This window comes from Citrobacter freundii complex sp. 2025EL-00176, from assembly GCF_053309355.1.
Map to the genome: position 1 here is coordinate 54,966 of NZ_JBRYHT010000008.1, position 25,789 is coordinate 80,754.

A 25,789-nucleotide genomic window follows, 5' to 3' on the forward strand; every position below is an offset into this window, starting at 1 on the left:
ATTATTTTTTCAGATGCAGTGACCCACGCGGGCGCAGCGTATGCGCCCACGGAGCCGTACATCCGGCAGGTCTCTTTTTTACTTACCAGCTAGCCCGCATGCGTTCGCGTACGAGGGCAGAGCTGCGGCGGTTGTCAGCGCCCAGACGGCTTTTCAGCGTCGGGTCCTGACGAGCGTCATTGATGGCCTGTTGCAGCGTGGTTTTCACCAGCGCCAGATCGGAAGCAGAAGGCGCGTCCGGATTGCTGATATCCAGCAGATTCTCCAGCAGCCCCAGGGTGGCGTAGTTGCTGATGTCATACGCCATCGGCGGAATAGTCGCCGCCAGTTTTTCCAGCGCGTCAACGGTACGCAGGGTGATGCGCGCCGCCGACTCTTTACCCATCGCATGGATCAGCACGCCTTTATCGTTAAAGGCGATCAGGCGGTTTGCCTGGTAGCCGTGCGCCAGAAACGCGCCGGACATTGCTTTACCGACGATAAGACCAATCACCGGGTGGCCCGCCAGACGCGCGTTAGCATACGCCGCCGCGGCACCGGCCAGCGCCTGGTGAATGCCGAAACCTTCTTCACGGCGACCGTAGGCCTGGCTCGGCACGTCGATCACCGCCACAATCGGGCGCTTGACGGTTTTATCGGCATCGGCGGCGATGGTTTCACTCACCACTTTCGCCAGCGTCCAGCCCTCCAGCAGACCTACTTCGCCTTTGGCAGCGCGTGGATAATGGTTATTGGCATCGGGAACGACCGCGATAAAACGCGCGGTTTCACCGTTCAATTCACCGTCTGCCGCCTGTACGGACGGGCACAGCCCCTCGATACGTTTAGCGTTTGGCACCAGGGTTTCCAGCCATAATTGGCCACGGCTCATTGCGTTACTCATCATTTCACCTCCCGGGCAAAGAGCGCATGAATCTGTTCGGTATCGGCCTGTTTACGCGTGTCGAAGTGGGTCAGGCGATCGAGATACCAGTCGTAGTTATCAGTGCGATGTTTTGCCGGTACGCCTTTGGCCAGCGCCTCGTTCATGGCGGCTTTCACCGCGTTCACACCGTCATTGACCAGCGCTTCCACCAGCCCGCTTTGGTAGCGAATTTCGCCACCGGTCATGCTCCAGATAAACGGACGGTCGCGGGAGTCGTACTCTTCAATCCCGGCTTCCTGTTCGATAACCTGCGGGCCGTTGAGGCCCAGACGCGCTTCGCGGGTGACGATCAGATAGCTGCACAGCGCCGCCGCGATGGACATCCCACCGAAGCAGCCCACGGTACCGGCGACAATGCCGACCACTGGGGTATAACGGCGCAGGTCAACAATCGCCGCGTGAATATCGGCAATCGCCGCGAGGCCAAGGTTGGCTTCCTGCAAGCGCACGCCGCCGGTTTCCAGGCTCAGGACAGCCTGAGTCGGGATGCCGTTACGGTTATCTTCCGCCGCCAGCTCCAGCGCCGCCGCCATTTTGGCACCGGACACTTCGCCCATGCTGCCGCCCTGGAACGCGCCTTCAATCGCCACCACCACAGCCGGTTTGCCGTTAATGGTGCCTTTCGCCACCACCATGCCGTCATCGGCCTGCGGGACGATGCCCTGCGCGCCGAGCCACGGGGACATCACGCCTTCAAATGGGTCGAGCAGTTCACGGTAGCTGCCTTCATCCAGCAGTGCATGTGCACGCTGACGTGCTTTTAATTCGATAAAACTGCGATCATCACGCATAGCTCACCTCTTCAAATACCTGTTCGATACGAATGCGCGCCACACCCGGCGTCGCGCCGAAATCGTGGATCGTCAGTTTGCCCGCCGGCAGGCTGCTGACCGTTTGCAGACGGTTGAACAGCGCTTCCCAACGGCGAGTGCTGTTATCGACAGAAGTGGTGATATCAATGGTTAACGTCTGGCCCTGGTCGGCGGTGAATAACACCTCCATATCCCCGGAGCCCACAACGCCTGCCAGCGCTTTGCCGCTTAAGGTGCGGCTGGCCGGTACGGTTAACGTAATGTGTTCCATAACATCCTCTTAATGCTTGAAATAGGGCGATTCGATGCGATCGAGAAACAGCGTGGCGGCCAGTAAATCGGCCGCGCCGCCCGGCGAAGCGTTGAGCGCCAGCATCTGGCTATCGAGCGCCGCTAAGGCCGCCTGGCCTGCCGGATGGGCGTTCCCCCCTGCGCTCAGCACGGCGCGGGCGCCGTCCTGCATAGCGTTCAGCCCCGCCATCCCGGCGCGCGACAGCACGCAGGTGTCGGTGAGCGAGGTCATGATCGCCATCAGCGCATCGAGCCTGGCGTGCGTTTCGCTGCTGCCGTTAAAGCGGCTTAAACGAAGCTGCGGCAGCGCGCGCTGCATGATGTGCGGAAACGCCTGCTGCGCCTCTTCTCTGGCACCCGGCACCTGATAACGGTGGGTGGCGCGTAGCCCCTTGCTGAAGACCTTCGGCGCGGCGGCATCCGGCAGTTTTGCCAGTTCAGCGGCGGTATTCGCCACCTGCTGCGCGCTGCCCACGCCGCCGTGCATCGCCACCGCGCTGACCAGCAGCCCGAGCGCCCAAATCGCGCCACGGTGGGTATTCACGCCGTCGGTGGCGGCCATCATCTGTTTCTCGCCTTCTCGGCCAAGTCGCCCTACGGTTTGTCTGAGCGCGATATCCGCCGGACGCTGCCAGCTTTGCAGCGCCAGCGCCTGAAACGTGGGGGTCAGGCTGTGCGCGGAGCGCTCCATCAGCGCCAACGATAAATCGTGGTGCGCGCCGTTCCCCCGACTGTCCACCAGACCGGGTTTCGGGCTTAATCGTGCTTCGTCGATCAGACACTGCGTGGCGGTTCGCGCCAGCCATTCGGCACCGCCTTCAACCTGAATCTGGGGCAGAAGTTTCATTACCAGCTCCGGAATTTCGCAGGTGGGTTGTAAAGACCGCCGGACCATTCCACCAGGTCAGCGACGCTACCGGCCGCCAGCAGGGAACGGGTGGCATCGGTACGACGAATGCCCATATCTTCCGGGTAGACCACTTTGCCGCTCTGGCGCAGCTCGGCAACGCGCTTAGCGTCAACGCCGAGACCGATATCGGTGATACCGGCAACGGCGGCTACCATCGCGCGGCGCTCTTCCAGATCCTTAGCGCGGTAGAGGTAGGCAATACCTTCTTCGGTCAGCACGTGGGTCACGTCGTCGCCGTAGATCATTACCGGTGCCAGCGGCATGCCGGAGGCTTTCGCGACGTCCACCGCATCCAGTTTCTCAACGAAGGTGGGTTTCACGCCGGCCTGGAAGGTTTCCACCATCTGCACGACCAGTTTTTTACCGCGCTGCATCGGATCCGGTTCGGTGATCATGTTCAGCCAGGCTGGGGTCGCATGGCGGCGACCGTGCGGATCGTGGCCCATATTTGGCGCACCACCGAAGCCGGAGAGACGGCCGCGGGTGACCGTTGAAGAGTTGGCGTAGCCGTCAACCTGCAAGGTAGAACCGATAAACATATCCACCGCGTACTGACCTGCCAGTTGGCAGAAGGCGCGGTTGGAGCGCATGGAGCCGTCAGAACCGGTGAAGAAGATGTCCGGACGGGCGCGAATGTACTCTTCCATCCCCAGCTCGCCGCCGAAGCAGTGCACGCTTTCTACCCAGCCGCTTTCAATCGCCGGGATCAGCGTCGGATGTGGGTTCAAAGTCCAGTGTTTACAGATTTTGCCCTTCAGCCCCAGCTGTTCGCCGTAGGTCGGCAGCAGCAGTTCGATAGCGGCAGTATTGAAGCCGATACCGTGGTTCAGCGACTGCACCTGGTGTTCCGCGTAGATGCCTTTAATCGCCATCATCGCCATCAGGATGTGTTCCTGTTTAATCAGGCGCGGGTCGCGGGTAAACAGCGGTTCAATAAAGAATGGCTTATCGGCCACCACCACGAAGTCAACCCAGGAGCCAGGGATGTCCACGCGCGGCAGGTCGCATTCGTCGTCCACCAGCTCGTTGACCTGTGCGATGACGATACCGTCGTGGAACGCGGCGGCTTCCACTAACGCCGGAGTATCTTCGGTGCTCGCCCCGGTATAGAGGTTACCTTTGCGGTCGGCTTTGAAGCCGGCAATCAGCGCCACGTTCGGCGACAGGTCAACGTACAGACGGGAATAGAGTTCGATATAAGTATGGATGGCGCCAATTTCCAGCTGACCATCTTCCAGCAGCTGCGAAATGCGCAGGCTCTGGGTGCCGGAGAAGGAGAAGTCCAGCTTGCGGGCGATACCCTTTTCGAAGATATCCAGATGCTCGCTGCGTCCGACGCTTGGCATAATCATGTGCAGGTCGTGCACAATCTGCGGGTTCACCTCAGCCAGCATACGGGACAAGAAATCTGCCTGCTTTTGGTTATTCCCTTCTAATACCACGCGGTCACCCGGCGCGATCAGTTTTTCCAGCATCGCGGTCAGGTCTGCGGTCGGCAGCACCTTACCCTGCACCGGAACGGAAGCCAGACGGCGCTGTTTTTCCGTGCGGCGGGTGTTCCAGACTCGTGCTGGCGTTTGCCCAGATAACATTATTAACCTCCTGATTCAGCTAATCATTTTGATTGCTTAACACAGCTAAGAGTGTGCGCCCTGGTGAGAAAGTCATCAATTAAGCGTAGGAAAGAATCATTAGCTTGAGAGTAATAATTGAAGTAACCATTTGTGACGATGATCAATTTACGCCGGGAGGGAGGAGAAAGCGGGTAACGCTACCCGCTGGCGGGAAATTACCGTTGCGTCGCCAGACGCTGGAGGATCTGTTCGAAGTGTTCACGGTTAAACAGCTTGCCGTTGAGAAAACGGGTTTTCAGCTCCCCTCCCTGCTCTTGCTCCCAGGTCTGTTCGTCATGCAGGCATAAATCACCCGCTTCATCCCTCGTCACGCGCAGCAGACCACGAGCGGAACGCTTCAGACCGTTATCCGTTTTCGGCTCTTTAAAAATCGTCCGGCCTTTGCCGTCGACTTCTCCCCATGTTGCCTTCATCGCAAAACCGAAGGTGTCACGCGTGTTGTACTGATAGGTAAAAGAACCGACGCCAAACACCACATTTGAACTGGCAAATCCTTTCGCTTCCAGGCGGCGCAGGATCTCATTCGCCCGCTCAAGGGTGATGGAATCGCCATAAATCAGCCCCACATGTGGGTCGAGCACCTTGTAGCCTTTGGCGTTAACCTTGCCGCCAAATATCTCCCACAGCACCTCCACAGAGCCTTTCTCCTGTGCCGTACGATCGGCTCGTGTATCCTCATCCGCGCCAGTACCGCACAGGATCTCAACCGGATTACCGCTATCCGGGCGAAAAACCACCCGTCCCTCTCGCGCCAGAATGATGTTTTTCAGTTCGCGGGTATATTCCGTCAGCACCTGCCAGTAATCCCACGTATCAGAGACAATCGACACAAATCCCTGCGGGTAGAGATCGGCAATCAGGCGGCGGAAGGTTTCGATCTCATGTTCACGTTCCCCCATACACATCACGCTGTGCTCGGTCGCCGGAATGCTGGCGCCAATAAAATAGGGCTCGCCGTCGGTATAATAATCCCGGGCGTAGAGAAGCGACGGAATGCTGTCAGTGCCTTTAAAACTCAACAAGTGGCCGCTGCCCGCCTGCATGGTGTCCTGCAATCCGGCCATACCGCGAAACGAAAAGTCATGGCACTGGAAGTCGAGGTGCGTCAGGTCGCTACAGGTTTTCTGTGCCCAGCGTGCGCAGATTTTACGATAGTGATGGGCAATTGTGGCGTTTGTTGACGCCTTCCACAGTTCTGCCGACAGCACGGTCTCCAGGTAATTCACCAACCAGAAAAACTCAGGTTGGGTGTTGATGATAGTTAAAACGGGCACCGCCATCGGCACTTTGCTGCCTTCATCCAGCGCTTTGATGTGCAGCGGCAGATAGCCCAACTGATGCAGGGCGCGGATATGATCAACCGCTACCGCATCTTTGCCGAGATAGCTGTCCATGACCTGTTTGTATTCGTTGACCACCTCGTCTTCCGGACGGGCAAAGAACGCCTCGTTAAACAGATCAACCAGAAACCACTGCAGAAAACCTTGCAGACCAAAAAACACCAGTTTGCCATCCGCCAACGGCGAGGAGAAAAAGCGATCGCTGCGCGGGGTAAAGTTCGAATACACGCGGCGGGTTCCTTGCGGATACTGTACGCGGTGAGAAACTTTGTAGCCGTCGATAGCCAGAATCGGGTTCATTTTCATAATCAGTATCTCCCTCAGGCGCGGTAAATCGCGTCAATGTCGATAAGATCAAGCTGCGGATGTTCCAGCGCCGGAGCAGCGAAAGAGGTGGTGGTGTAGATAGCATCAATACCGTTCGCAAACAGATGTTCGACGCCCTTAGTGAAAAGACCGTGGGTGACATACAGGCTGACGCTACGGGCGCCAGCATCACGGAGTACCTGCGCAGAGCCGATGAACGTACCGCCGGCATCACACAGGTCGTCAACAATCAGCATATCCCGGCCTCTGACGTCTCCGGCCACTAAAGCAAATCCCGTCAGCTTACCGCTTGCTACATCGCGTTTTTTACTCAGGACGGCGTACTCCGCTGCACCGACCGCTCTGGCAACGGCATCAATTTTCTTCAGCGCACCGGCATCGGGGGCGACCAGCATTAGCGCTTTTTGCTGGAACTTGCGCTGCAAGGTCGCGCTGTGCAACAGGCAAGTCTCTTGTGAAATCGCCACAAAATTATCGATAGCTGCCGCAGCCGCGTCGCTGTGTGGATCGAGCACCTTCACCTTATCGAATTGCAGTGTATTAAGCTGGCTGGCAAAGACTTTCAGCGCAAAGCTGTCACCCGCTGCCATATGGCGATCCTGTCGCGCCCACGGCAACCAGGGAAGCTCGAGATGGCTGACCAGCACATCCGTTTGATGGCGAACCGCCTCCACCAGTTGCGCCAGCAGCATAAAGTCGTTCATGTCGCGCATCGCCGTCGCGCGAATGCGCATCAGGCGAGCAAAGGTTGGTAATGCTTCAGTAACCTTCAACCAGACGGCGCCATCAGGAAAAACACCGTGTGTCACTCCGTAGCTCTGGTCGTCCAACGTTAGTGTCAGTTTTATGCTCATCACGCTTACCCCTTAATTGTGTCCCTTCGACACAATTAATAGTGTCCCTAAGACACATATTAAGCAAGCACAAAATGCATTATTTTTAGGGCGCGACATAATCATCTGATAAATAATAAGAAAAAACGAACCTTGCCCCCCAGTATTGGGCTGGTACACTTGTGGGCGTTGCAAATCATCGTGAGTATTTTATGACCACCGAAGCCGACTACCTGAATCAATACGATGCCCGCCGCTTTCCCTCACCTCTGGTGACGGTCGATAGCGTGTTGTTTACCCTGCATCAACAGGCGCTGTGCGTATTACTGGTTGAACGTGCAAACCAGCCGCAAAAAGGGCGTTGGGGATTACCAGGTGGCTTCATTGATATCGAGCACGATGATTCCACTCGTGCCACAGCGCTACGCAAGCTCACTGAAAAAACAGGTGTTTTGCCTTCGTGGCTGGAACAACTGGATACCTTTTCCGGCCCGGATCGCGACCCGCGCGGCTGGAGTCTGACGATCTCCTGGTTTGCGCTAATCGCCTGGGTAGACTGTGCGCCGCACATCGCCAGCGTCAGCAATGCCCGTTGGGTGCCGGTTGATGAGCTGAAAAGTTATTCCCTCGCGTTCGACCACGGAGACATCATTGCGGCGGCACTGCATCGCTTACGGCAAAAAACGATGTACTCATTACTGCCTGTATACTGCTTGCCGGAGACATTTACCCATGGGCAACTGCTCGAAGCCACTGAGGTGATCCTCGGTCAGTCGATCCAGCGTAAAAGTCTGATTCGCCGCTTTGAAGCGTCAGGAATGTTTGAAGATACCGGAGAAAGCGTGGCGACAGGGACGCGTAAAGCTCGCCTGTGGCGACGAAAGCCCGACGTCGATTTTCATCTTTTCTCGCGTAATCTGCTGACTGACTAGCGACAAAATCACATATTGGCTAACCCGCAGACGCTGCGCGCGGTATAGTTATTCTTTCCGATTATTAATTGCTCTGGTGTTATGGTTGAAATCACGTCCACAGAAATGATCCCACCTACTGATGATTCGCGAGAATTCCGCCCGATGCGCGGTATCAGTAACCGCCATTTGCAGACAATGCTGCCGCGTTTAATTCGCCGTAAGGTGAAGTTCGACGCCCACTGGCAGCGTCTGGAATTACCCGACGGTGACTTTGTCGATCTGGCGTGGAGTGAAGATCCGCAACAGGCGAAGCACAAACCGCGCCTGGTGGTTTTTCACGGTCTGGAAGGCAGTCTGAACAGCCCGTACGCACATGGCCTGATTGAAGCAGCGCAAAAGCGCGGCTGGCTGGGCGTGGTGATGCATTTTCGCGGCTGCAGCGGCGAGCCAAATCGTCTCAACCGTATTTATCATTCTGGTGAAACAGAAGATGGCACCTGGTTTTTACATTGGCTGGAGCGTGAGTTTGGTCGTGTGCCGACCGCGGCGGTAGGCTATTCACTCGGCGGGAACATGCTGGCCTGCCTGCTGGCCAAAGAAGGCAACGACATTCCCATTGATGCAGCGGTTATTGTCTCTGCGCCTTTCGTGCTGGAAGCCTGTAGTTACCATATGGAGAAGGGGTTCTCACGCGTCTACCAGCGCTATCTGCTCAATCTGTTGAAAGCTAACGCCTCGCGTAAGCTACAGGCCTACCCGGGTTCGCTGCCGGTGAGTCTGACCCAGTTGAAATCCCTGCGTCGCATTCGTGATTTTGACGATCTGATCACCGCCAAAATCCACGGTTTTGCCGATGCTATAGACTATTATCGCCAGTGTAGCGCCATGCCATTGCTTAATCAGATCGCCAAACCGACGCTGATTATCCATGCCAAGGACGATCCGTTTATGGATCATCACGTGATCCCTGAACCGGAAAACCTGCCCTCACAGGTGGAGTATCAGTTGACTGAACACGGCGGACACGTCGGCTTTATTGGCGGCACGCTGCGCCGCCCTGAGATGTGGCTGGAATCCAGAATTCCCGACTGGCTGACAACGTATCTGGAGGCGTCATCATGATTATCCCCTGGCAAGACATCTCCCCGGACGCGCTGGACAATCTGATTGAAAGCTTTGTCTTGCGCGAAGGCACCGATTATGGTGAACATGAACGCTCGCTCGAACAAAAAGTCGCCGACGTCAAACGCCAACTACAATCAGGTGAAGCCGTGCTGGTGTGGTCCGAACTGCATGAAACGGTCAACATCATGCCGAGGAAGCAGATTCACGAGTAATCCGTAGCCGACGGCCGACTATAATAAAAAATCAACCAATTCATGGAGTTGTTATGTCTGCCAAACATCCGGTGATTGCGGTAACAGGATCCAGCGGCGCGGGGACCACCACCACCAGCCTCGCGTTTCGTAAAATTTTCGCGCAGTTAAATCTGCGCGCCGCCGAGGTGGAAGGTGACAGTTTTCATCGCTATACCCGTCCGGAAATGGACATGGCGATTCGCAAAGCGCGCGATGCCGGGCGGCATATCAGCTATTTCGGTCCTGAAGCCAATGACTTTGGTCTGCTGGAACAAACCTTCATTGAATACGGCCAGACGGGAACAGGTCAGTCGCGCAAATATCTGCATACCTACGATGAAGCCGTACCGTGGAACCAGGTTCCGGGGACGTTTACCCCCTGGCAGCCATTGCCTGAACCGACGGATGTCCTGTTCTATGAAGGGCTACACGGCGGCGTCGTCACTCCACAGCAAAATGTGGCCCGGCATGTCGATCTTCTGGTCGGCGTGGTGCCGATCGTTAACCTGGAATGGATCCAGAAGCTGACCCGCGATACCAGCGAGCGTGGACACTCGCGTGAAGCGGTGATGGACTCGGTTGTGCGCTCAATGGACGATTACATCAATTACATCACGCCGCAGTTTTCCCGTACGCACATTAACTTTCAGCGCGTGCCCACCGTCGATACCTCAAACCCTTTTGCAGCCAAGAGTATTCCGTCGCTGGACGAAAGCTTTGTGGTGATTCATTTTCGCAATCTGGAAGGGATCGACTTTCCGTGGCTTCTGGCCATGCTGCAAGGCTCATTCATTTCCCACATCAATACATTAGTCGTGCCTGGCGGCAAAATGGGTCTGGCGATGGAATTGATTATGCTGCCGCTGGTCCAGCGTCTGATGGAAGGCAAAAAGATAGAGTGATGTATGGGATGTGCCCGATGGCGCTACGCTTATCGGGCCTACAAATCAGTATCGTTCTGTAGGCCGGATAAGGCCACGCCGCCATCCGGCGTCATGTGTTACGCAGCAACCACTTCATAGGAGTGGGTAATATTCACCGCTTTTTCCAGCATCAATGCCACAGAACAATATTTTTCCGCCGAGAGATCGACGGCACGGGAGACCGACGCATCTTTCAGATCGTGGCCGGTGACGATGAAATGCAGATTGATGTGGGTAAACAAACGCGGCGCTTCTTCACGGCGCTCAGAGGTGAGTTTCACTTCGCAGTTGGTCACATCCTGACGTCCCTTTTGCAGGATCGACACCACATCGATCGCGCTACAACCACCCGCGGCCATTAATACCATTTCCATCGGGCTCGGCGCTTTATCACCGGAGTTACCGTCCATCAAAATTTGGTGGCCAGAGGCGGACTCTCCGAGGAAGGTTAACCCCTCAACCCACTTTACACGCGCTTGCATATTTCGTAACTCCAATGTTTCAATTTTCCTGACAGATTACGCGTACATAACAATTCTCGCAACGGAAGGCGACCTGCGTCATGCTGAAGCGAGACACCAGGAGACACACGGCGAAAGCTATGCTAAAACAGTCAGGATGCTACAGTAATACATTGACGTACTGCATGTATGCAGAGGACATCACATTACAGGCTGCAGTCTATTTTTAGTAGCCCCCTTCCCAGGTAGCGGGAAGCACATTTTTGCAAACCCAGAGGCAGCGTCGTTTTCTGGCTCTGGAGACAGCTTATAACAGAGGATAACCGCGCATGGTGCTTGGCAAACCGCAAACAGACCCGACTCTCGAATGGTTCTTGTCTCATTGCCATATTCATAAGTACCCATCGAAGAGCACGCTGATTCACCAGGGTGAAAAAGCGGAAACGTTGTATTACATCGTTAAAGGCTCAGTGGCAGTGCTGATCAAAGATGAAGAAGGGAAAGAAATGATCCTTTCTTATCTGAATCAGGGCGATTTTATTGGTGAATTAGGCCTCTTTGAAGAAGGCCAGGAACGTAGCGCTTGGGTACGGGCCAAAACCGCATGTGAAGTCGCTGAAATTTCCTACAAAAAATTTCGCCAATTAATCCAGGTCAACCCGGATATTCTGATGCGCCTGTCTTCTCAGATGGCTCGTCGCCTGCAGGTCACGTCTGAAAAAGTAGGCAACCTTGCCTTCCTCGACGTCACCGGTCGTATTGCCCAGACTCTGCTGAATCTGGCAAAACAGCCTGACGCGATGACTCACCCGGACGGTATGCAGATTAAAATCACCCGTCAGGAAATCGGCCAGATCGTTGGCTGCTCCCGTGAGACCGTTGGTCGTATTCTGAAGATGCTGGAAGATCAGAACCTGATCTCCGCTCACGGTAAGACCATTGTCGTTTACGGCACGCGTTAATCCCGTCGAAATGGCGCGCTACCCGGTAGCGCGCCATTTTTGTTTGCTCCGATGTGGCGAAGACTGATTTATCACCCCGAGATCAACTACGCACTACGACAGACCCTGGTGCTGTGTTTACCTGTGGCTGTCGGTCTTATCATTGGTCAGCTTCATCTGGGGCTTCTGTTTTCCCTCGTACCTGCTTGTTGCAATATTGCCGGTCTTGATACCCCGCATAAACGTTTTTTCAAACGTTTAGTTATTGGCGCGTCGCTGTTTGCCGGTTGCAGCCTGATCATGCAGTTACTGCTGGCGCAAGCTATACCGCTGCCGCTCATCCTCACCGGCCTGACGCTGATTCTTGGCGTAACCGCCGAGCTAAGCCCGCTGCATGCGCGACTGCTGCCAGCCTCACTCATCGCGGCAATTTTCACGCTAAGCCTTGCCGGGAACATGCCCGTCTGGGAGCCATTGCTGATCTATGCACTGGGTACGTTGTGGTACGGTCTGTTCAACTGGTTCTGGTTCTGGATGTGGCGTGAGCAGCCGCTGCGCGAATCGCTCAGCCTGTTGTACCGCGAATTAGCCGATTACTGTGAGGCCAAGTACAGTCTGCTGACCCAGCATGCCGATCCAGAAAAAGCGCTGCCTCCGTTGCTGGTTCGTCAACAAAAAGCGGTGGATCTGATTACCCAGTGCTACCAGCAAATGCATATGCTGTCGGCGCATCACAATAATGAATACAAACGGCTGTTGCGTGCCTTTCAGGAAGCGCTCGATTTGCAGGAGCATATTTCGGTGAGCCTGCATCAGCCGGAAGAGGTGCAAAAACTGGTTGAGCGAAGCCACGCGGAACAGGTGATTCGCTGGAACGCGCGCACCGTTGCCGCCCGCCTGCGCGTACTGGCCGATGATATCTTGTATCACCGCTTGCCGACCCGTTTCTCCATGGAAAAGCAGATTGGCTCTCTGGAGAAAATCGCCAACCAGCATCCGGACAATCCGGTAGGACAGTTTTGCTACTGGCACTTCAGCCGTATTGCCCGTGTGCTACGGACCCAGCGCCCGCTGTATGCCCGTGATTTAATGGCGGACAAACAGCGGCGGTTGCCGTTGATCCCGGCGCTGAAAAACTATCTGTCGTTGAAATCCCCGGCGCTGCGTAACGCTGGACGCATTAGCGTCATGCTGAGTATCGCCAGCCTGATGGGCAGCGCCTTACATCTGCCTAAACCTTACTGGATTTTGATGACCATCCTGTTCGTCACGCAAAATGGCTATGGGGCGACCCGGGTGCGTATTTTGCATCGCTCGGTGGGTACACTCGTCGGACTGGTGATTGCGGGCGTCACATTGCACTTTCATATTCAGGAAGGTTTCACGCTGGCGGGCATGTTGCTGATAACGTTAGGCAGCTATCTGATCATTCGCAAAAACTACGGCTGGGCCACCGTTGGCTTTACGGTTACGGCGGTATACACCCTGCAGTTGCTGACGCTGAACGGAGAGCAATTTATCGTGCCGCGGTTTGTCGACACGGTGATTGGCTGCTTAATCGCCTTCGGCGGCACGCTCTGGCTGTGGCCGCAGTGGCAGAGCGGCCTGTTGCGTAAGAACGCCCACGATGCGTTAGAAGCCGATCAGGAGGCCATTCGCCTGATCCTCAGCAACGATCCGCAGGCCACGCCGCTGGCGTATCAACGCATGCGGGTCAATCAGGCGCATAACACGCTGTTTAACTCACTGAATCAGGCAATGCAGGAGCCAGGATTCAACTCGCACTATCTGGCGGATATGAAACTGTGGGTCACGCACAGCCAGTTCATCGTTGAACACATCAACGCGATGACCACGCTGGCAAGGGAACATACGATGCTGACGCCGGATTTGGCACAGCGGTATCTGGAATCCTGCGAAATTGCGCTTCAGCGCTGTCAGCAGCGGCTGGAGTATGACGGACCGGGAAGCTCGGGTGATGTGAATATTCTCGAAGCGCCAGAGATGCTGTCCCACGGCCCGTTAAGCACCCTGGAGCAGCATCTGCAAAGGATATTGGGTCATCTGAACACCATGCACACCATTTCGTCGGTCGCATGGCGTCAACGACCACACCACGGCATCTGGCTGAGCCGCCGACTGCGGGATATGAAAGGTTAAGATCGACTGCCGGATGCGCTACGCTTATCCGGCCTACGAATCACACCTTACCCATCCGGCAATCAGGCAATCAGGCAATCAGCCCACCACCTTCGCCACCGCCTGCGCAAAACGCTGCATCCCTTCCTCGATATCTGCCTGTTCTACCACCAGCGACGGCGCGAAGCGCATCACGTCCGGTCCGGCATTCAGCACCATCACCCCTTCGTGCGCGGCAGCGTAGAGGAAATCACGTGCCCGACCCTTAAACTGCGGCTTCAGCTCGGCACCAATCAGCAGCCCCATCCCGCGAATATCACTGAAAATATCGAACTGCTGATTAATCTGCTGCAAATGCTGCACAAACGTCTGACGTTTGCCCTGAATACCTTCCAGAACTTCCGGGGTGTTGATGATATCAAACGCGGCATCTGCAACCGCACAGGCCAGCGGATTACCGCCGTATGTGGAGCCGTGTGAACCTACATGGAACGCGGAGGCAATTTCCTGGGTGGTCAGCATGGCGCTCACCGGGAAGCCGCCGCCGAGCGCCTTGGCACTGGTGAGGATATCCGGCGTCACGCCGTAGTGCATATAGGCAAACAAATCGCCGGTACGCCCCATCCCACACTGCACTTCATCAAATACCAACAGCGCCTGATGCTGGTCGCAAAGTTGACGCAAACCTTGCAGAAATTCCGGGGTTGCCGCAGTAACGCCGCCTTCCCCCTGAATTGGCTCAACCACCACCGCACAGGTGTGATCGTCCATCACCGCTTTTACCGCATGCAGATCGTTAAACGGTACATGGATGATATCCGCCGGTTTTGGTCCAAAGCCGTCGGAATATTTCGGTTGCCCACCAACAGATACGGTAAACAGCGAACGTCCGTGAAACGCATTATGGAAGGCAATGATTTTGGTTTTGAACGGGCTGTGGCGTACACAGGCATAATGACGCGCCAGCTTAAAGGCGGTTTCGTTGGCTTCGGTACCGGAGTTCATGAACAGCACGCGTTCAGCAAAGGTCGCATCAATGATTTTACGGCCTAAGCGCAACGCCGGTTCGTTGGTGAAAACGTTACTGGTGTGCCACAGAGTTTCGCCCTGGGTTTTTAACGCCTCAACCAGCGCCGGATGGCAATGTCCTAACGCGGTAACTGCAATGCCGCCCGCGAAATCAACATACTCTTTACCCTGTTGATCCCAGACTCGACTCCCTTTTCCTTTTACCGGGATAAACTCAGCCGGTGCATAAATCGGCAGAATTACTTCATCGAATGTTGCGCGCGTAATCGCAGTTTGTTCAGTTGCCATGTCATTACCACCCTGTTAAGCAGAAATGCTAGTGAAATTATAATCACAAAATATGAATAAAAAATCACTGAATAGCAACCATAAATCACCGTTGGAGGAAATTATCCAGCAGCTGATGCCCCTGTTCGCTGAGAATACTCTCCGGGTGAAACTGCACGCCTTCCAGATCCCACTCGCGGTGGCGAATACCCATGATCTCTTGTGTTTCACTCCAGGCCGTCACTTCAAAGCAGTCAGGAAGCGTTTCGGGGGCAACCACCAGAGAATGGTAGCGTGTCACGGTTAATGGGTTAGCGAGTCCCTGAAAAACGCCCTGCCCGTTATGCGTAATCGGCGAGGTTTTACCGTGCATCACTTTTGCCGCCCGAACCACGGTTGCGCCAAACGCCTGCGCCATCGCCTGGTGACCGAGACACACGCCCAGCAGCGGGATCTGGCCCGCGAAATGGCGAATGACATCCAGCGAGATACCAGCATCATCCGGCGTGCAGGGGCCCGGGGAAATCACGATTTTTTGCGGATTCAGCGCGTCGATTTGCGACAGCGTCAGCTCGTCGTTACGCCTGACGAGGACATCAGCGCCCAGTTCGCAGAAGTATTGGTACAGGTTCCAGGTAAAAGAATCATAGTTATCGATAAGCAGGATCATGGCGGCTCCGGTACATAAGAACCGCGCTATTCTACTCAGTTTCCGGGGCTTCGCTTACCACTTTACGAAATATCGCCCGCAGAGCGGTCAGGTCGCCCATCGCCCCACTCTGGTTCGCCTGGTTCCACTCCTCAACCTGAATGTCATCCCAGCTCAGCATATACCCGGCATGGATCGCTAGCTGTTCGAAGAAAATACGCTGCGCCAAACCGCTACCAATACGAAACGGATGCAGCACATTGATTTCGCAATAATAGTGCGCGAGGCGGTCGACGAATTTTTCTTCCGGCAATCCCACCAGCCAGGACTCTTCTTCCAGATCCTGCATCAGCGCATTGCCTTCTTTCTCGATATAGGCGAAATGGCAAAAGCGAGTATCGCCCTGGTAGATATCGACTTCGCGCAGTTGTCCCGCCCAGTCGAAAATATCCTGGTATAACTGGCGGTGAATGGCGCACAGATGCGGCAGGCCGCGTTTTAAAGGCCCCAGCTCAACCGTCGCGGCGCGCAGTGCTGTTAATTCGTATGCCGCTTGTGTCAGGCGCTGGGCCTGGTGGATCCCCAAGCGGTTACGCATCACATTCAGACCGGGGTACAGATAAGGGTCACGTCCATCACCGAATTTATCGCTCATAGTGCCTCCTCAACTCTTCCAGACGCGCCAGGGCGTCTTCCGCACTCAGAGTCACCCGTGGAATATCCACGCCTTCCAGTCGTCGGCTTCCCTGGAAATTGACATTACGGCGTTGCTCCCAGAGCCTGGACTTTTGTTTATCTGTGAGTTTTTTCACGTGACCTCCCTGAATGTAAGCGGCACTTGCCACAAGTATAAGCAGCAATTTCGGGTTACGCAGAGAAGGGAGAGAACGCGGGCAGGAACTACCCGCGCAAAATACGATTACGGCAGGACTTTAGCTGAGAGGATAACAATCGGTTTTGACGGGACATTCTGGTAAGGACCAACATCATGAGTCTGTACCTGAGAGATCTTATCCGCGACATCCATACCTTTCACAACTTTACCGAACACAGCATAGCCAAAGTCGCGTTGGCCGTGGTCGAGAAACGCGTTGTCTGCGATGTTGATAAAGAACTGGCTGGTCGCGCTGTCTTTATCTGCTGTACGCGCCATCGCAATCGTGCCGCGGGTGTTACGCAGCCCGTTATCGGCTTCATTCTTGATTGGCGGGTTAGGTTTCTTCTGCTGCATCTGCTCGGTGAAGCCGCCGCCCTGTACCATAAAGCCCGGGATCACACGGTGGAACGTGGTGTTGTTATAGAAACCACTGTTCACATAATCGACAAAGTTTTGCACTGAAACCGGGGCTTTCTGGCTGTTCAGCTCCAGCTCAATGTTACCCGCAGAGGTGGTCAGCAGGACATGTGGGTCACCTTTTGCTGCCAGTGCTGCTGGGGAAAGAGCGGAAAGAGCGAGAACAGCTGCAACAGCCGCCAGAGTCGATTTGAGCATGAGAATTCCTTAACAAGAGCAGAAATGAAGCAAGTGAATTGATTCTAAAGAGCCTTCAAGGACAAGGCCATCCCTTTACTTAATTTTACGTACTTGAAACAAATGTAACCTCATGGCCGCAAACCCCATTGTGATCGAGATCACATACAAAAATGTAACGGAGCAAGTTATTGCCATTAAATATTTAAATGTGTCACTAAAGCGCCTAAAATCTGCCCGCTCACGGCGCAGTCAATGCGCCTTACACTTCTATACAGGCCAGTCATGACTAACAGCAACCGCATTAAGCTCACATGGATTAGCTTTCTCTCCTACGCCCTGACAGGCGCGTTGGTAATTGTCACCGGGATGGTGATGGGAAATATCGCAGATTACTTCCATTTGCCCGTTTCCAGTATGAGTAATACTTTCACCTTCCTGAATGCCGGCATCCTGATCTCTATCTTTCTGAATGCATGGCTAATGGAAATTGTGCCCCTGAAAACCCAATTGCGTTTTGGCTTTATCCTGATGGTTCTGGCGGTCGCCGGACTAATGCTCAGCCACAGCCTGGCCTTGTTCTCTGCGGCGATGTTTGTTCTGGGATTGGTGAGCGGTATCACCATGTCGATAGGTACGTTCCTGGTCACGCAGATGTATGAAGGTCGCCAGCGCGGTTCCCGCCTGCTGTTTACGGACTCCTTCTTCAGCATGGCTGGCATGATTTTCCCGATGGTGGCGGCGTTCCTGTTAGCGCGCAGCATCGAATGGTACTGGGTTTATGCCTGCATCGGCCTGGTATATGTCGCCATTTTCCTGCTGACCTTCGGCTGCGAATTCCCGGCGCTGGGCAAACACGCGCAGCAGTCAGACGCACCGGTAGTAAAAGAAAAATGGGGCATTGGCGTACTGTTCTTGTCCATTGCGGCTTTGTGCTACATCCTCGGCCAGCTTGGTTTTATCTCGTGGGTACCGGAATACGCCAAAAGCCTGGGCATGAGCCTGGGTGATGCGGGTAAACTGGTCAGCGACTTCTGGATGTCTTACATGGTTGGCATGTGGGCGTTTAGCTTTATTCTGCGTTTCTTCGATCTGCAGCGCATCCTGACGGTACTGGCGGGTTTGGCCACCATCCTGATGTATCTGTTTATCACCGGTACGCCGGAGCATATGCCGTGGTTCATTCTGACGCTGGGCTTCTTCTCCAGCGCAATTTATACCACCATTATTACCCTCGGTTCCCAGCAGACTAAGGTCGCCTCACCTAAACTGGTTAACTTCGTTCTGACCTGCGGCACCATCGGTACCATGCTTACTTTCGTCGTTACCGGCCCGATCGTCGCGCATAGCGGCCCGATGGCGGCACTGCAAACGGCTAACGGCTTGTATGCCGTTGTGTTCGTGATGTGCTTTATTCTTGGGTTTGTCACGCGTCATCGCCAGCATAACGCTCCAGCCACGCATTAATCCCACTGTCGGATGGTGTCCGCGCCATCCGGCATATTCCTCGCGTTTCTTGCTCCATTGGTGCTGTAGGCCAATTCATACAAAAAACCCTTAATTTGTACGCTATTTATACAAACACGAAAAGCCAGTCAATTCCGTAACTTATAAAAATGTAGGTAAATCAGTTATATACCTCTTAAGGAGTATATGAGGGCGAATTTGATTTGTATCAATAAGCGGGGTTGCTGAATCGTTAAGGTAGGCGGTAATAGAAAAGAAATCGAGGCAAAAATGAGCAAAGTCAGACTCGCTATTATCGGTAATGGTATGGTCGGCCATCGCTTTATTGAGGATCTTCTTGATAAATCCGACGCTGCCAATTTTGATATTACCGTCTTCTGTGAAGAACCCCGCAAAGCGTACGACCGCGTACACCTGTCTTCCTACTTCTCCCACCACACCGCCGAAGAGCTTTCTCTGGTGCGTGAAGGATTCTACGAGAAGCACGGCGTTAAGGTATTAGTGGGCGAGCGCGCAATTACCATCAACCGCCAGGAGAAGGTGATCCACTCCAGCGCAGGTCGTACGGTTTATTACGATAAGCTGATCATGGCGACTGGCTCTTATCCGTGGATCCCGCCGATTAAAGGTTCAGAAACTCAGGACTGCTTCGTTTACCGCACCATTGAAGACCTCAACGCCATTGAATCTTGCGCACGCCGTAGCAAACGCGGTGCTGTCGTCGGCGGCGGCCTGCTGGGCCTGGAAGCCGCCGGTGCGCTAAAAAGCCTCGGCGTTGAAACCCACGTGATTGAATTCGCCCCGATGCTGATGGCTGAACAGCTGGATCATATGGGTGGTGAGCAGTTACGTCGCAAAATTGAAAGCATGGGCGTGCGTGTGCACACCAGCAAAAACACGAAAGAGATTGTCCAGGAAGGCGTCGAAGCGCGCAAAACCATGCGTTTTGCCGACGGTAGCGAACTGGAGGTCGATTTTATCGTTTTCTCTACCGGTATTCGTCCACGCGACAAACTGGCCACCCAGTGCGGCCTGGACGTCGCTCCACGCGGTGGGATCGTGATTAACGACACCTGCCAGACTTCTGACCCGGACATCTATGCCATCGGCGAATGCGCCAGCTGGAACAACCGTGTATATGGTCTGGTGGCTCCCGGCTACAAAATGGCGCAGGTCGCCGTTGACCATATCCTCGAAACCGAAAACGCCTTCGAAGGCGCAGATTTAAGCGCCAAGCTGAAGCTGCTCGGCGTTGACGTTGGCGGGATTGGCGACGCGCATGGCCGCACTCCGGGCGCACGCAGCTACGTTTACCTCGACGAGAGCAAAGAAGTCTACAAACGCCTCATTGTCAGCAAAGATAACAAAACGCTGCTCGGCGCGGTTCTGGTGGGCGACACCAGCGATTACGGCAATCTGCTGCAACTGGTGCTGAATGCCATCGAATTGCCGGAAAACCCGGACTCATTGATCCTGCCAGCACATGCGGGCAGCGGCAAACCATCTATCGGCGTCGATAAACTGCCGGACAGCGCGCAGATTTGTTCCTGCTTTGACGTCACGAAAGGCATGTTGGTTGCTGCTATCAATAAAGGTTGCCACACCGTTGCGGCGCTGAAAGCTGAAACCAAAGCCGGTACCGGCTGCGGCGGGTGCATCCCGCTGGTAACGCAGGTACTGAACGCTGAACTGGCGAAACAGGGTATTGAAGTTAACAACAACCTGTGTGAACACTTCCCGTACTCGCGTCAGGAACTGTTCCATCTCATTCGCGTAGAAGGTATTAAAACCTTCGAAGAGTTGCTGGCAAAACACGGTAAAGGTTACGGCTGTGAAGTGTGTAAACCTACCGTCGGTTCTCTGCTGGCCTCCTGCTGGAATGAGTACATTCTCAAACCTCAGCACACGCCGCTGCAGGACACCAACGACAACTTCCTGGCGAATATCCAGAAAGACGGCACCTACTCCGTGATCCCGCGCTCCGCTGGCGGTGAAATCACCCCGGAAGGTCTGGTGGCGGTGGGACGTATCGCGCGTGAATTTAACCTGTATACCAAAATCACCGGCTCTCAGCGTATTGGCCTGTTCGGCGCGCAGAAAGATGACCTGCCGGAAATCTGGCGTCAGTTGATTGAGGCCGGTTTCGAAACCGGTCATGCGTATGCTAAAGCGTTGCGTATGGCGAAAACCTGCGTGGGCAGCACCTGGTGCCGCTACGGCGTGGGCGATAGCGTTGGTTTCGGCGTCGAGCTGGAAAACCGCTACAAAGGCATCCGTACGCCGCACAAGATGAAGTTCGGTGTCTCCGGCTGTACCCGTGAATGCGCGGAAGCCCAGGGCAAAGACGTGGGTATCATCGCCACGGAAAAAGGCTGGAACCTGTACGTTTGCGGTAACGGCGGGATGAAACCACGTCACGCCGATCTGCTGGCGGCGGATATCGATCGTGAAACGCTGCTCAAGTATCTCGATCGCTTTATGATGTTCTACATCCGTACTGCCGACAAACTGACCCGTACCGCACCGTGGTTAGACAACCTGGAAGGCGGCATCGAGTATCTGAAATCGGTCATCATCGACGACAAGCTGGGCCTGAACGACCATCTGGAAGAAGAGATGACCCGTCTGCGTGAAGCAGTGGTATGCGAGTGGACAGAAACCGTTAACACCCCATCCGCGCAGGTTCGCTTCAAGCACTTCATCAACAGCGACAAACGCGATCCGAACGTCCAGATTGTGCCTGAACGTGAACAACATCGTCCGGCAACGCCTTATGAGCGTATCCCGGTAACTCTGGTGGAGGAAAACGCATGAGCCAGTGGCAAAACATCTGCAAAATCGATGACATTCTGCCTGCAACGGGCGTCTGCGCCCTGCTAGGTACTGAACAGGTCGCGATTTTCCGCCCATATCACAGTGACCAGGTGTTTGCGATCAGCAACATCGATCCGTTCTTTGAGTCCAGCGTGCTTTCTCGTGGCTTGATCGCTGAGCATCAGGGCGAACTGTGGGTCGCCAGCCCGCTGAAGAAACAGCGCTTTCGTTTAAGCGACGGACTGTGCATGGAAGACGAACAGTTCTCGGTGAAACATTACGAAGCGCGAGTGAAAGACGGCGTAGTGCAGTTGCGCGGTTAATTAATTTTGGGAGGCGCAACGCCTCCCCTTTTTTGACGTATTTGCAGGTCTTTTATTGGTAGGCCTGATAAGCGTAGCGCCATCAGGCAATTGCAAAAGCACATTGCCGGATGGCGGCATAAATGCCTTATCCGGCCTACGGTTACGATTTCTTTTTATTTTTTGTACTTCAAGGATAATCAAATGTTTACTGACACTATCAATAAGTGTGCGGCTAATGCTGCGCGCATCGCACGCCTGTCGGCTAATAATCCGTTCGGATTCTGGGTCAGTTCGGCAATGGCAGGGGCCTATGTGGGTCTCGGCATCATTCTTATTTTCACCCTCGGCAATCTGCTCGACCCATCCGTACGTCCTCTGGTGATGGGTGCAACCTTTGGTATCGCCTTAACGCTGGTCATCATCGCGGGTTCTGAACTGTTTACCGGTCACACCATGTTCCTGACGCTCGGCGTTAAAGCGGGCACCATCAGCCACGGTCAAATGTGGGCAATTTTGCCGCAAACCTGGCTGGGTAACCTGGTCGGCTCCGTGTTTGTCGCCCTGCTTTACAGCTGGGGCGGCGGCAGCCTGTTGCCGGTCGATACCAGTATCGTCCATTCGGTCGCACTGGCGAAAACCACCGCGCCTGCAACGGTGCTGTTCTTCAAAGGCGCACTGTGTAACTGGTTGGTTTGTCTGGCAATCTGGATGGCAATCCGTACCGAAGGCGCAGCAAAATTCCTCGCTATCTGGTGGTGTCTGCTGGCATTTATTGCTTCCGGCTACGAACACTCGGTTGCCAACATGACGCTGTTTGCCCTCTCCTGGTTCGGCCACCACAGCGAAGCCTATACCCTGGCCGGAATTGGTCATAACCTGCTGTGGGTGACACTCGGTAATACTTTGTCCGGTGTCGTATTCATGGGATTGGGTTATTGGTATGCTACGCCAAAATCGGAGCGTCCGGCTCCGGCAAAAATCAATCAGCCAGAGGCTGCTGCCAATAATTAAGGGGTAATGTCGTGGATCATTTGCCTATATTTTGTCAACTACGTGACCGTGACTGCTTGATCGTCGGCGGTGGTGATGTCGCAGAACGCAAAGCGCGGTTACTGCTGGAAGCGGGCGCCCGTTTAACGGTTAATGCGCTGGCGTTTATTCCGCAGTTCACCGTATGGGCAAATGAAGGCATGCTGACGCTGGTTGAGGGGCCGTTCGATGAGTCCCTGCTCGATCCTTGCTGGCTGGTTATCGCCGCCACCGATGACGACGCCGTCAATCAAAGCGTCAGCATCGCCGCCGAATCACGGCGTATTTTCTGCAACGTGGTCGATGCGCCAAAAGCAGCCAGTTTTATCATGCCCTCCATTATCGACCGCTCGCCGCTGATGGTGGCGGTCTCCTCTGGCGGCACTTCGCCGGTGCTGGCCCGTCTGCTGCGTGAAAGACTCGAATCTATGTTGCCTCAGCATCTGGGCCAGGTCGCACAGTATGCAGGCAAGCTGCGTTCCCGGGTGAAGCAACAGTTTGCCAGCATGGGTGAACGTCGCCGCTTCTGGGAAAAATTGTTCGTGAATGACCGCCTGGCGCAGTCGCTGGCAAACAGTGACACAAAAGCCGTCGAGGAAACCACCGAGCAGTTGCTCAACGAACCGCTGGATCACCGTGGCGAAGTGGTGCTGGTTGGTGCCGGTCCTGGCGATGCCGGGCTGCTGACGCTGAAGGGGTTGCAGCAGATCCAGCAGGCAGACGTAGTGGTTTATGACCGTCTGGTTTCCGACGATATTATGAACCTCGTGCGCCGCGATGCGGACCGGGTGTTCGTCGGTAAACGCGCGGGCTACCACTGCGTACCGCAAGAAGAGATTAACCAGATCCTGCTGCGTGAAGCGCAACAAGGCAAGCGCGTGGTACGACTAAAAGGTGGCGACCCGTTCATCTTTGGCCGCGGTGGCGAAGAGCTGGAAACGCTTTGCCACGCCGGTATTCCATTCTCCGTTGTGCCGGGTATTACCGCGGCTTCCGGTTGCTCCGCTTATTCTGGCATTCCTCTGACCCATCGTGATTACGCGCAAAGTGTTCGTCTGGTTACCGGACACCTGAAAACCGGTGGCGAGCTGGACTGGGAAAATCTGGCGGCAGAGAAACAGACGCTGGTGTTCTATATGGGACTGAATCAGGCGGCCACCATTCAGGAAAAACTGATCGAATTTGGCATGCAGGCCGATATGCCGGTTGCACTGGTAGAAAACGGGACTTCCGTGAAGCAGCGCGTCGTCCACGGCGTACTGACGCAGCTCGGGGAATTAGCGCAGCAGGTTGAAAGCCCGGCGCTGATTATCGTCGGTCGTGTGGTTGGGCTACGCGATAAGCTGAACTGGTTCTCGAACCATTAATCCCCAAGTATACTCAGGCGCTATGATCCCGGCATAGCGCCATATATATTTTAATTTGAGAAATAACATCCACGTATAATTAATCCTGATATTTAATAAAAATTAAAGCATTATTAAGTGAAAAGAACAGGTAATAAATCCCTTATCAGGTTATATCTAACCCGCTTAATTCACTACGTGTTTTTCGAAGCATATGGAATTGGCATAAACGATATTATATTTATTAATAGGGATGATTTAATGAAAACCATGCTTAAAACTGTAGCAGTATTCCTGGCTCTTTCCACGCTGACTGCTTGTACAGGCAGCATTCAGAACAAAAATAAAACCTGCGAATACGACTATCTCCTGCACCCAGCCATTTCTATTTCAAAAATTATTGGTGGCTGCGGCCCGGCTGCAGATCAGTAATAGACGTTATTGCGCAGATACAAAAAAACCGGGTACTTCCCGGTTTTTTGTATTTTCAGATTCTATTCTCATTCACATGCCATCGCATTCACGCTCTCACGCAAAATACGTAGTACGGTCTGCTCTCCACTCCGGTTTGGATTAATACGAATCGCATAATCGCCCAGCGACGGATTTGCTTCGCGAAACGTCCCGGAAAGACGATAAAACAGCGGAGGGATCTCATATTTCGACTCAGCCCCCACCGGGTACGGTAATGCGCCTTTTTCTTGCGCTGCTTCCAGTACGCGGGCGGCAATTGGCTGATGAAACTCAACGATTAGCACCTTCGACTGGGCATTGGCAATAACCGCCTTTTTCACCTCGGATATCACGCCGCTATTGAGCAGCGTCAGCAATCGTTCAGAAACGCCAGCCTGTACCGCATGCATCACCGGAGCGAAAACCAAACCACGCAGCACCTCCAGCGCCTGCGTCCCCTGAATCTGGCTGCCGCCGGAATAAAGCGTCGCACGGATTCTGGCTATAACCTCCGCCTTGCCGATAACCGCCCCAACCCCCTCCGGGCCAAAGAGCTTGAAGCAGGAAAAAGTCGACAGCGTCGCCCCATGTTCACAACCGATACCGTCTACCTTCATGACGGCGTAGTTATCATCGGTTAACGTCGGTACACCGCAGCGCGCAATCTCCGCCAATACCTCGGCTAAAACGTAACGATCCTGCGGCTGCTGACGCGTATGTTGCACCAGCGCGGCATCCGGGCGATGCTGTGTAATAGCCCGTGTGATTGCCCCGAGATCGTTGAAATCAGCCGTGACCAGAGTAATGCCCATCTGCTCGATGAGTACCTGTGTTGTGGGGTAAACGGGCGCATCATGAACCAGCAGTCTCTGGCCGGGTTTGAGCAGCGCCGCCAGCCCGGCGCGTATCGCACCGGTACCAGCCCCCTGAATCAGCGCTGCGGCCTCAGCATGAAACGCCTCGGCCAGCACCTTTTCCACACGTTGCGTTACCCGAGGTTGATTCAGCCCCGACGCCAGACCTAAATCACCGCCAGCCAGGAAATCCGCGCCGGGGAAGTGGCTGCAGATCGTATCCACCAGCGCGAACTGCTTCTGCTGCGCTTGTGCGAGCGTCAGGCTTTGCAGAGGGAATGTTTTCATTTTTTACAC

General features: G+C 54.7%; 25 protein-coding genes and 1 pseudogene. 12 read left to right on the forward strand and 14 right to left on the reverse strand.

Translation table 11 applies throughout. The annotated features are described in order from the left end of the window. Window positions 1-82: 82 nt before the first annotated feature. The 7 genes from mdcE to prs form a co-directional block, all read right to left on the reverse strand. Window positions 83-883: a biotin-independent malonate decarboxylase subunit gamma gene (gene mdcE, locus ACVXHP_RS16030; protein WP_200008930.1), complete on the reverse strand. Its 801-nt coding sequence runs from the start codon at window positions 881-883 to the stop codon at window positions 83-85. Then, window positions 883-1,716, reverse strand: a complete 834-nt coding sequence (locus ACVXHP_RS16035) for a biotin-independent malonate decarboxylase subunit beta (protein WP_304702763.1) — start codon at window positions 1,714-1,716, stop codon at window positions 883-885. The genes mdcE and ACVXHP_RS16035 overlap by 1 nt, the downstream gene beginning before the upstream one ends. Beyond that, a complete protein-coding gene (gene mdcC, locus ACVXHP_RS16040) occupies window positions 1,709-2,008 on the reverse strand; it encodes a malonate decarboxylase acyl carrier protein (RefSeq protein ID WP_032945188.1) in 300 nt (99 codons plus the stop codon). Before mdcC ends, ACVXHP_RS16035 begins: the two co-directional genes overlap by 8 nt. 9 nt (window positions 2,009-2,017) lie before the next feature. Further along, the gene (locus tag ACVXHP_RS16045) at window positions 2,018-2,875 is read right to left on the reverse strand and encodes a triphosphoribosyl-dephospho-CoA synthase (protein WP_447571803.1); all 858 of its coding nucleotides are present in this window, start codon (window positions 2,873-2,875) and stop codon (window positions 2,018-2,020) included. Then, on the reverse strand, window positions 2,875-4,530 hold the full coding sequence (gene mdcA / locus ACVXHP_RS16050; RefSeq protein WP_035894383.1) for a malonate decarboxylase subunit alpha: 1,656 nt from the start codon (window positions 4,528-4,530) through the stop codon (window positions 2,875-2,877). The genes ACVXHP_RS16045 and mdcA overlap by 1 nt, the downstream gene beginning before the upstream one ends. A 197-nt stretch (window positions 4,531-4,727) precedes the next feature. Further along, window positions 4,728-6,218 carry a nicotinate phosphoribosyltransferase gene (locus ACVXHP_RS16055; RefSeq protein ID WP_447571804.1) on the reverse strand — a complete coding sequence of 497 codons (1,491 nt, stop codon included), beginning with the start codon at window positions 6,216-6,218 and terminating at the stop codon, window positions 4,728-4,730. A gap of 14 nt (window positions 6,219-6,232) precedes the next feature. After that, entirely contained in the window at window positions 6,233-7,093 is an 861-nt protein-coding gene (gene prs / locus ACVXHP_RS16060) for a ribose-phosphate diphosphokinase (protein ID WP_447571805.1), read from the reverse strand. A gap of 191 nt (window positions 7,094-7,284) precedes the next feature. Between prs and ACVXHP_RS16065 the strand changes: the two genes are divergently transcribed. The 4 genes and pseudogenes from ACVXHP_RS16065 to ACVXHP_RS16080 all read left to right on the forward strand — a co-directional run bounded on the left by ACVXHP_RS16065 (window position 7,285) and on the right by ACVXHP_RS16080 (window position 10,246). Continuing rightward, entirely contained in the window at window positions 7,285-8,004 is a 720-nt protein-coding gene (locus ACVXHP_RS16065) for an NUDIX hydrolase (RefSeq protein ID WP_447571841.1), read from the forward strand. Between the two features lie 44 nt (window positions 8,005-8,048). Further along, a pseudogene (locus ACVXHP_RS16070) lies at window positions 8,049-9,108 on the forward strand (hydrolase). Beyond that, window positions 9,105-9,323 carry a YheU family protein gene (locus tag ACVXHP_RS16075; RefSeq protein ID WP_003023615.1) on the forward strand — a complete coding sequence of 73 codons (219 nt, stop codon included), beginning with the start codon at window positions 9,105-9,107 and terminating at the stop codon, window positions 9,321-9,323. Before ACVXHP_RS16070 ends, ACVXHP_RS16075 begins: the two are co-directional and overlap by 4 nt. A 53-nt stretch (window positions 9,324-9,376) precedes the next feature. Further along, window positions 9,377-10,246 carry a phosphoribulokinase gene (locus tag ACVXHP_RS16080; RefSeq protein WP_042312044.1) on the forward strand — a complete coding sequence of 290 codons (870 nt, stop codon included), beginning with the start codon at window positions 9,377-9,379 and terminating at the stop codon, window positions 10,244-10,246. A 98-nt stretch (window positions 10,247-10,344) separates the two neighbouring features. Here ACVXHP_RS16080 and ACVXHP_RS16085 read toward each other — a convergent pair whose 3' ends face one another. Beyond that, a complete protein-coding gene (locus tag ACVXHP_RS16085) occupies window positions 10,345-10,749 on the reverse strand; it encodes an OsmC family protein (RefSeq protein ID WP_447571806.1) in 405 nt (134 codons plus the stop codon). A gap of 308 nt (window positions 10,750-11,057) precedes the next feature. On the opposite strand from ACVXHP_RS16085, the gene crp reads away from it, so the two are divergent. Together crp and ACVXHP_RS16095 are read left to right on the forward strand one after the other, a co-directional pair. After that, window positions 11,058-11,690 carry a cAMP-activated global transcriptional regulator CRP gene (crp, locus tag ACVXHP_RS16090; protein WP_000242758.1) on the forward strand — a complete coding sequence of 211 codons (633 nt, stop codon included), beginning with the start codon at window positions 11,058-11,060 and terminating at the stop codon, window positions 11,688-11,690. Window positions 11,691-11,741: 51 nt separating this feature from the next. Further along, window positions 11,742-13,829 carry a YccS/YhfK family putative transporter gene (locus tag ACVXHP_RS16095; RefSeq protein WP_200008932.1) on the forward strand — a complete coding sequence of 696 codons (2,088 nt, stop codon included), beginning with the start codon at window positions 11,742-11,744 and terminating at the stop codon, window positions 13,827-13,829. Between the two features lie 78 nt (window positions 13,830-13,907). Here ACVXHP_RS16095 and argD read toward each other — a convergent pair whose 3' ends face one another. The 5 genes from argD to ppiA all read right to left on the reverse strand — a co-directional run bounded on the left by argD (window position 13,908) and on the right by ppiA (window position 17,245). Continuing rightward, window positions 13,908-15,125, reverse strand: coding sequence for a bifunctional acetylornithine/succinyldiaminopimelate transaminase (argD, locus tag ACVXHP_RS16100; protein ID WP_200008690.1), 1,218 nt, complete (start codon window positions 15,123-15,125; stop codon window positions 13,908-13,910). Between the two features lie 85 nt (window positions 15,126-15,210). Then, the gene (gene pabA, locus ACVXHP_RS16105) at window positions 15,211-15,774 is read right to left on the reverse strand and encodes an aminodeoxychorismate synthase component 2 (RefSeq protein WP_316128554.1); all 564 of its coding nucleotides are present in this window, start codon (window positions 15,772-15,774) and stop codon (window positions 15,211-15,213) included. 31 nt (window positions 15,775-15,805) lie between these two features. Continuing rightward, a complete protein-coding gene (locus ACVXHP_RS16110; RefSeq protein WP_165408090.1) occupies window positions 15,806-16,408 on the reverse strand; it encodes a putative adenosine monophosphate-protein transferase Fic in 603 nt (200 codons plus the stop codon). Beyond that, window positions 16,398-16,565 (reverse strand): YhfG family protein, encoded by a 168-nt coding sequence (locus tag ACVXHP_RS16115; RefSeq protein ID WP_304702755.1) that lies wholly within the window; start codon window positions 16,563-16,565, stop codon window positions 16,398-16,400. Before ACVXHP_RS16115 ends, ACVXHP_RS16110 begins: the two co-directional genes overlap by 11 nt. Window positions 16,566-16,672: 107 nt before the next feature. Further along, the gene (gene ppiA, locus ACVXHP_RS16120; RefSeq protein ID WP_003023595.1) at window positions 16,673-17,245 is read right to left on the reverse strand and encodes a peptidylprolyl isomerase A; all 573 of its coding nucleotides are present in this window, start codon (window positions 17,243-17,245) and stop codon (window positions 16,673-16,675) included. 264 nt (window positions 17,246-17,509) lie between these two features. Here ppiA and tsgA point away from each other — a divergent pair, with 264 nt between their 5' ends. From tsgA to ACVXHP_RS16150, 6 genes are all read left to right on the forward strand, one after another. Beyond that, window positions 17,510-18,691: an MFS transporter TsgA gene (gene tsgA, locus ACVXHP_RS16125; RefSeq protein WP_200008692.1), complete on the forward strand. Its 1,182-nt coding sequence runs from the start codon at window positions 17,510-17,512 to the stop codon at window positions 18,689-18,691. Between the two features lie 270 nt (window positions 18,692-18,961). Continuing rightward, a complete protein-coding gene (nirB, locus tag ACVXHP_RS16130) occupies window positions 18,962-21,505 on the forward strand; it encodes an NADPH-nitrite reductase large subunit (RefSeq protein ID WP_316128552.1) in 2,544 nt (847 codons plus the stop codon). After that, window positions 21,502-21,828, forward strand: a complete 327-nt coding sequence (gene nirD / locus ACVXHP_RS16135; RefSeq protein ID WP_200008694.1) for a nitrite reductase small subunit NirD — start codon at window positions 21,502-21,504, stop codon at window positions 21,826-21,828. The genes nirB and nirD overlap by 4 nt, the downstream gene beginning before the upstream one ends. 183 nt (window positions 21,829-22,011) lie before the next feature. Continuing rightward, window positions 22,012-22,821, forward strand: a complete 810-nt coding sequence (nirC, locus tag ACVXHP_RS16140; RefSeq protein ID WP_150345503.1) for a nitrite transporter NirC — start codon at window positions 22,012-22,014, stop codon at window positions 22,819-22,821. Between the two features lie 11 nt (window positions 22,822-22,832). Next, window positions 22,833-24,206: a siroheme synthase CysG gene (cysG, locus tag ACVXHP_RS16145; RefSeq protein WP_447571807.1), complete on the forward strand. Its 1,374-nt coding sequence runs from the start codon at window positions 22,833-22,835 to the stop codon at window positions 24,204-24,206. A gap of 240 nt (window positions 24,207-24,446) precedes the next feature. Continuing rightward, entirely contained in the window at window positions 24,447-24,617 is a 171-nt protein-coding gene (locus ACVXHP_RS16150) for a DUF4223 family protein (protein ID WP_316128550.1), read from the forward strand. A 68-nt stretch (window positions 24,618-24,685) separates the two neighbouring features. Here the strand turns inward: ACVXHP_RS16150 and ACVXHP_RS16155 are convergent, their stop codons facing one another. Continuing rightward, the gene (locus ACVXHP_RS16155; protein WP_447571808.1) at window positions 24,686-25,780 is read right to left on the reverse strand and encodes an aminotransferase class I/II-fold pyridoxal phosphate-dependent enzyme; all 1,095 of its coding nucleotides are present in this window, start codon (window positions 25,778-25,780) and stop codon (window positions 24,686-24,688) included. Window positions 25,781-25,789 lie beyond the last annotated feature (9 nt).

Excerpts from the sequence above, each read along its gene's own strand:
- mdcC (WP_032945188.1), bottom strand. The coding sequence starts at position 2,008 with ATGGAACACATTACGTTAACCGTACCGGCCAGCCGCACCTTAAGCGGC.
- ACVXHP_RS16075 (WP_003023615.1), top strand. The coding sequence starts at position 9,105 with ATGATTATCCCCTGGCAAGACATCTCCCCGGACGCGCTGGACAATCTG.
- ACVXHP_RS16055 (WP_447571804.1), bottom strand. The coding sequence starts at position 6,218 with ATGAAAATGAACCCGATTCTGGCTATCGACGGCTACAAAGTTTCTCAC.
- ACVXHP_RS16085 (WP_447571806.1), bottom strand. The coding sequence starts at position 10,749 with ATGCAAGCGCGTGTAAAGTGGGTTGAGGGGTTAACCTTCCTCGGAGAG.
- argD (WP_200008690.1), bottom strand. The coding sequence starts at position 15,125 with ATGGCAACTGAACAAACTGCGATTACGCGCGCAACATTCGATGAAGTA.
- mdcA (WP_035894383.1), bottom strand. The coding sequence starts at position 4,530 with ATGTTATCTGGGCAAACGCCAGCACGAGTCTGGAACACCCGCCGCACG.
- ACVXHP_RS16095 (WP_200008932.1), top strand. The coding sequence starts at position 11,742 with ATGTGGCGAAGACTGATTTATCACCCCGAGATCAACTACGCACTACGA.
- nirB (WP_316128552.1), top strand. The coding sequence starts at position 18,962 with ATGAGCAAAGTCAGACTCGCTATTATCGGTAATGGTATGGTCGGCCAT.
- mdcE (WP_200008930.1), bottom strand. The coding sequence starts at position 883 with ATGAGTAACGCAATGAGCCGTGGCCAATTATGGCTGGAAACCCTGGTG.
- ACVXHP_RS16110 (WP_165408090.1), bottom strand. The coding sequence starts at position 16,408 with ATGAGCGATAAATTCGGTGATGGACGTGACCCTTATCTGTACCCCGGT.
- ACVXHP_RS16150 (WP_316128550.1), top strand. The coding sequence starts at position 24,447 with ATGAAAACCATGCTTAAAACTGTAGCAGTATTCCTGGCTCTTTCCACG.
- ACVXHP_RS16080 (WP_042312044.1), top strand. The coding sequence starts at position 9,377 with ATGTCTGCCAAACATCCGGTGATTGCGGTAACAGGATCCAGCGGCGCG.
- ppiA (WP_003023595.1), bottom strand. The coding sequence starts at position 17,245 with ATGCTCAAATCGACTCTGGCGGCTGTTGCAGCTGTTCTCGCTCTTTCC.
- prs (WP_447571805.1), bottom strand. The coding sequence starts at position 7,093 with ATGAGCATAAAACTGACACTAACGTTGGACGACCAGAGCTACGGAGTG.
- pabA (WP_316128554.1), bottom strand. The coding sequence starts at position 15,774 with ATGATCCTGCTTATCGATAACTATGATTCTTTTACCTGGAACCTGTAC.
- nirC (WP_150345503.1), top strand. The coding sequence starts at position 22,012 with ATGTTTACTGACACTATCAATAAGTGTGCGGCTAATGCTGCGCGCATC.
- ACVXHP_RS16155 (WP_447571808.1), bottom strand. The coding sequence starts at position 25,780 with ATGAAAACATTCCCTCTGCAAAGCCTGACGCTCGCACAAGCGCAGCAG.
- crp (WP_000242758.1), top strand. The coding sequence starts at position 11,058 with ATGGTGCTTGGCAAACCGCAAACAGACCCGACTCTCGAATGGTTCTTG.
- nirD (WP_200008694.1), top strand. The coding sequence starts at position 21,502 with ATGAGCCAGTGGCAAAACATCTGCAAAATCGATGACATTCTGCCTGCA.
- tsgA (WP_200008692.1), top strand. The coding sequence starts at position 17,510 with ATGACTAACAGCAACCGCATTAAGCTCACATGGATTAGCTTTCTCTCC.
- ACVXHP_RS16045 (WP_447571803.1), bottom strand. The coding sequence starts at position 2,875 with ATGAAACTTCTGCCCCAGATTCAGGTTGAAGGCGGTGCCGAATGGCTG.
- ACVXHP_RS16065 (WP_447571841.1), top strand. The coding sequence starts at position 7,285 with ATGACCACCGAAGCCGACTACCTGAATCAATACGATGCCCGCCGCTTT.
- ACVXHP_RS16035 (WP_304702763.1), bottom strand. The coding sequence starts at position 1,716 with ATGCGTGATGATCGCAGTTTTATCGAATTAAAAGCACGTCAGCGTGCA.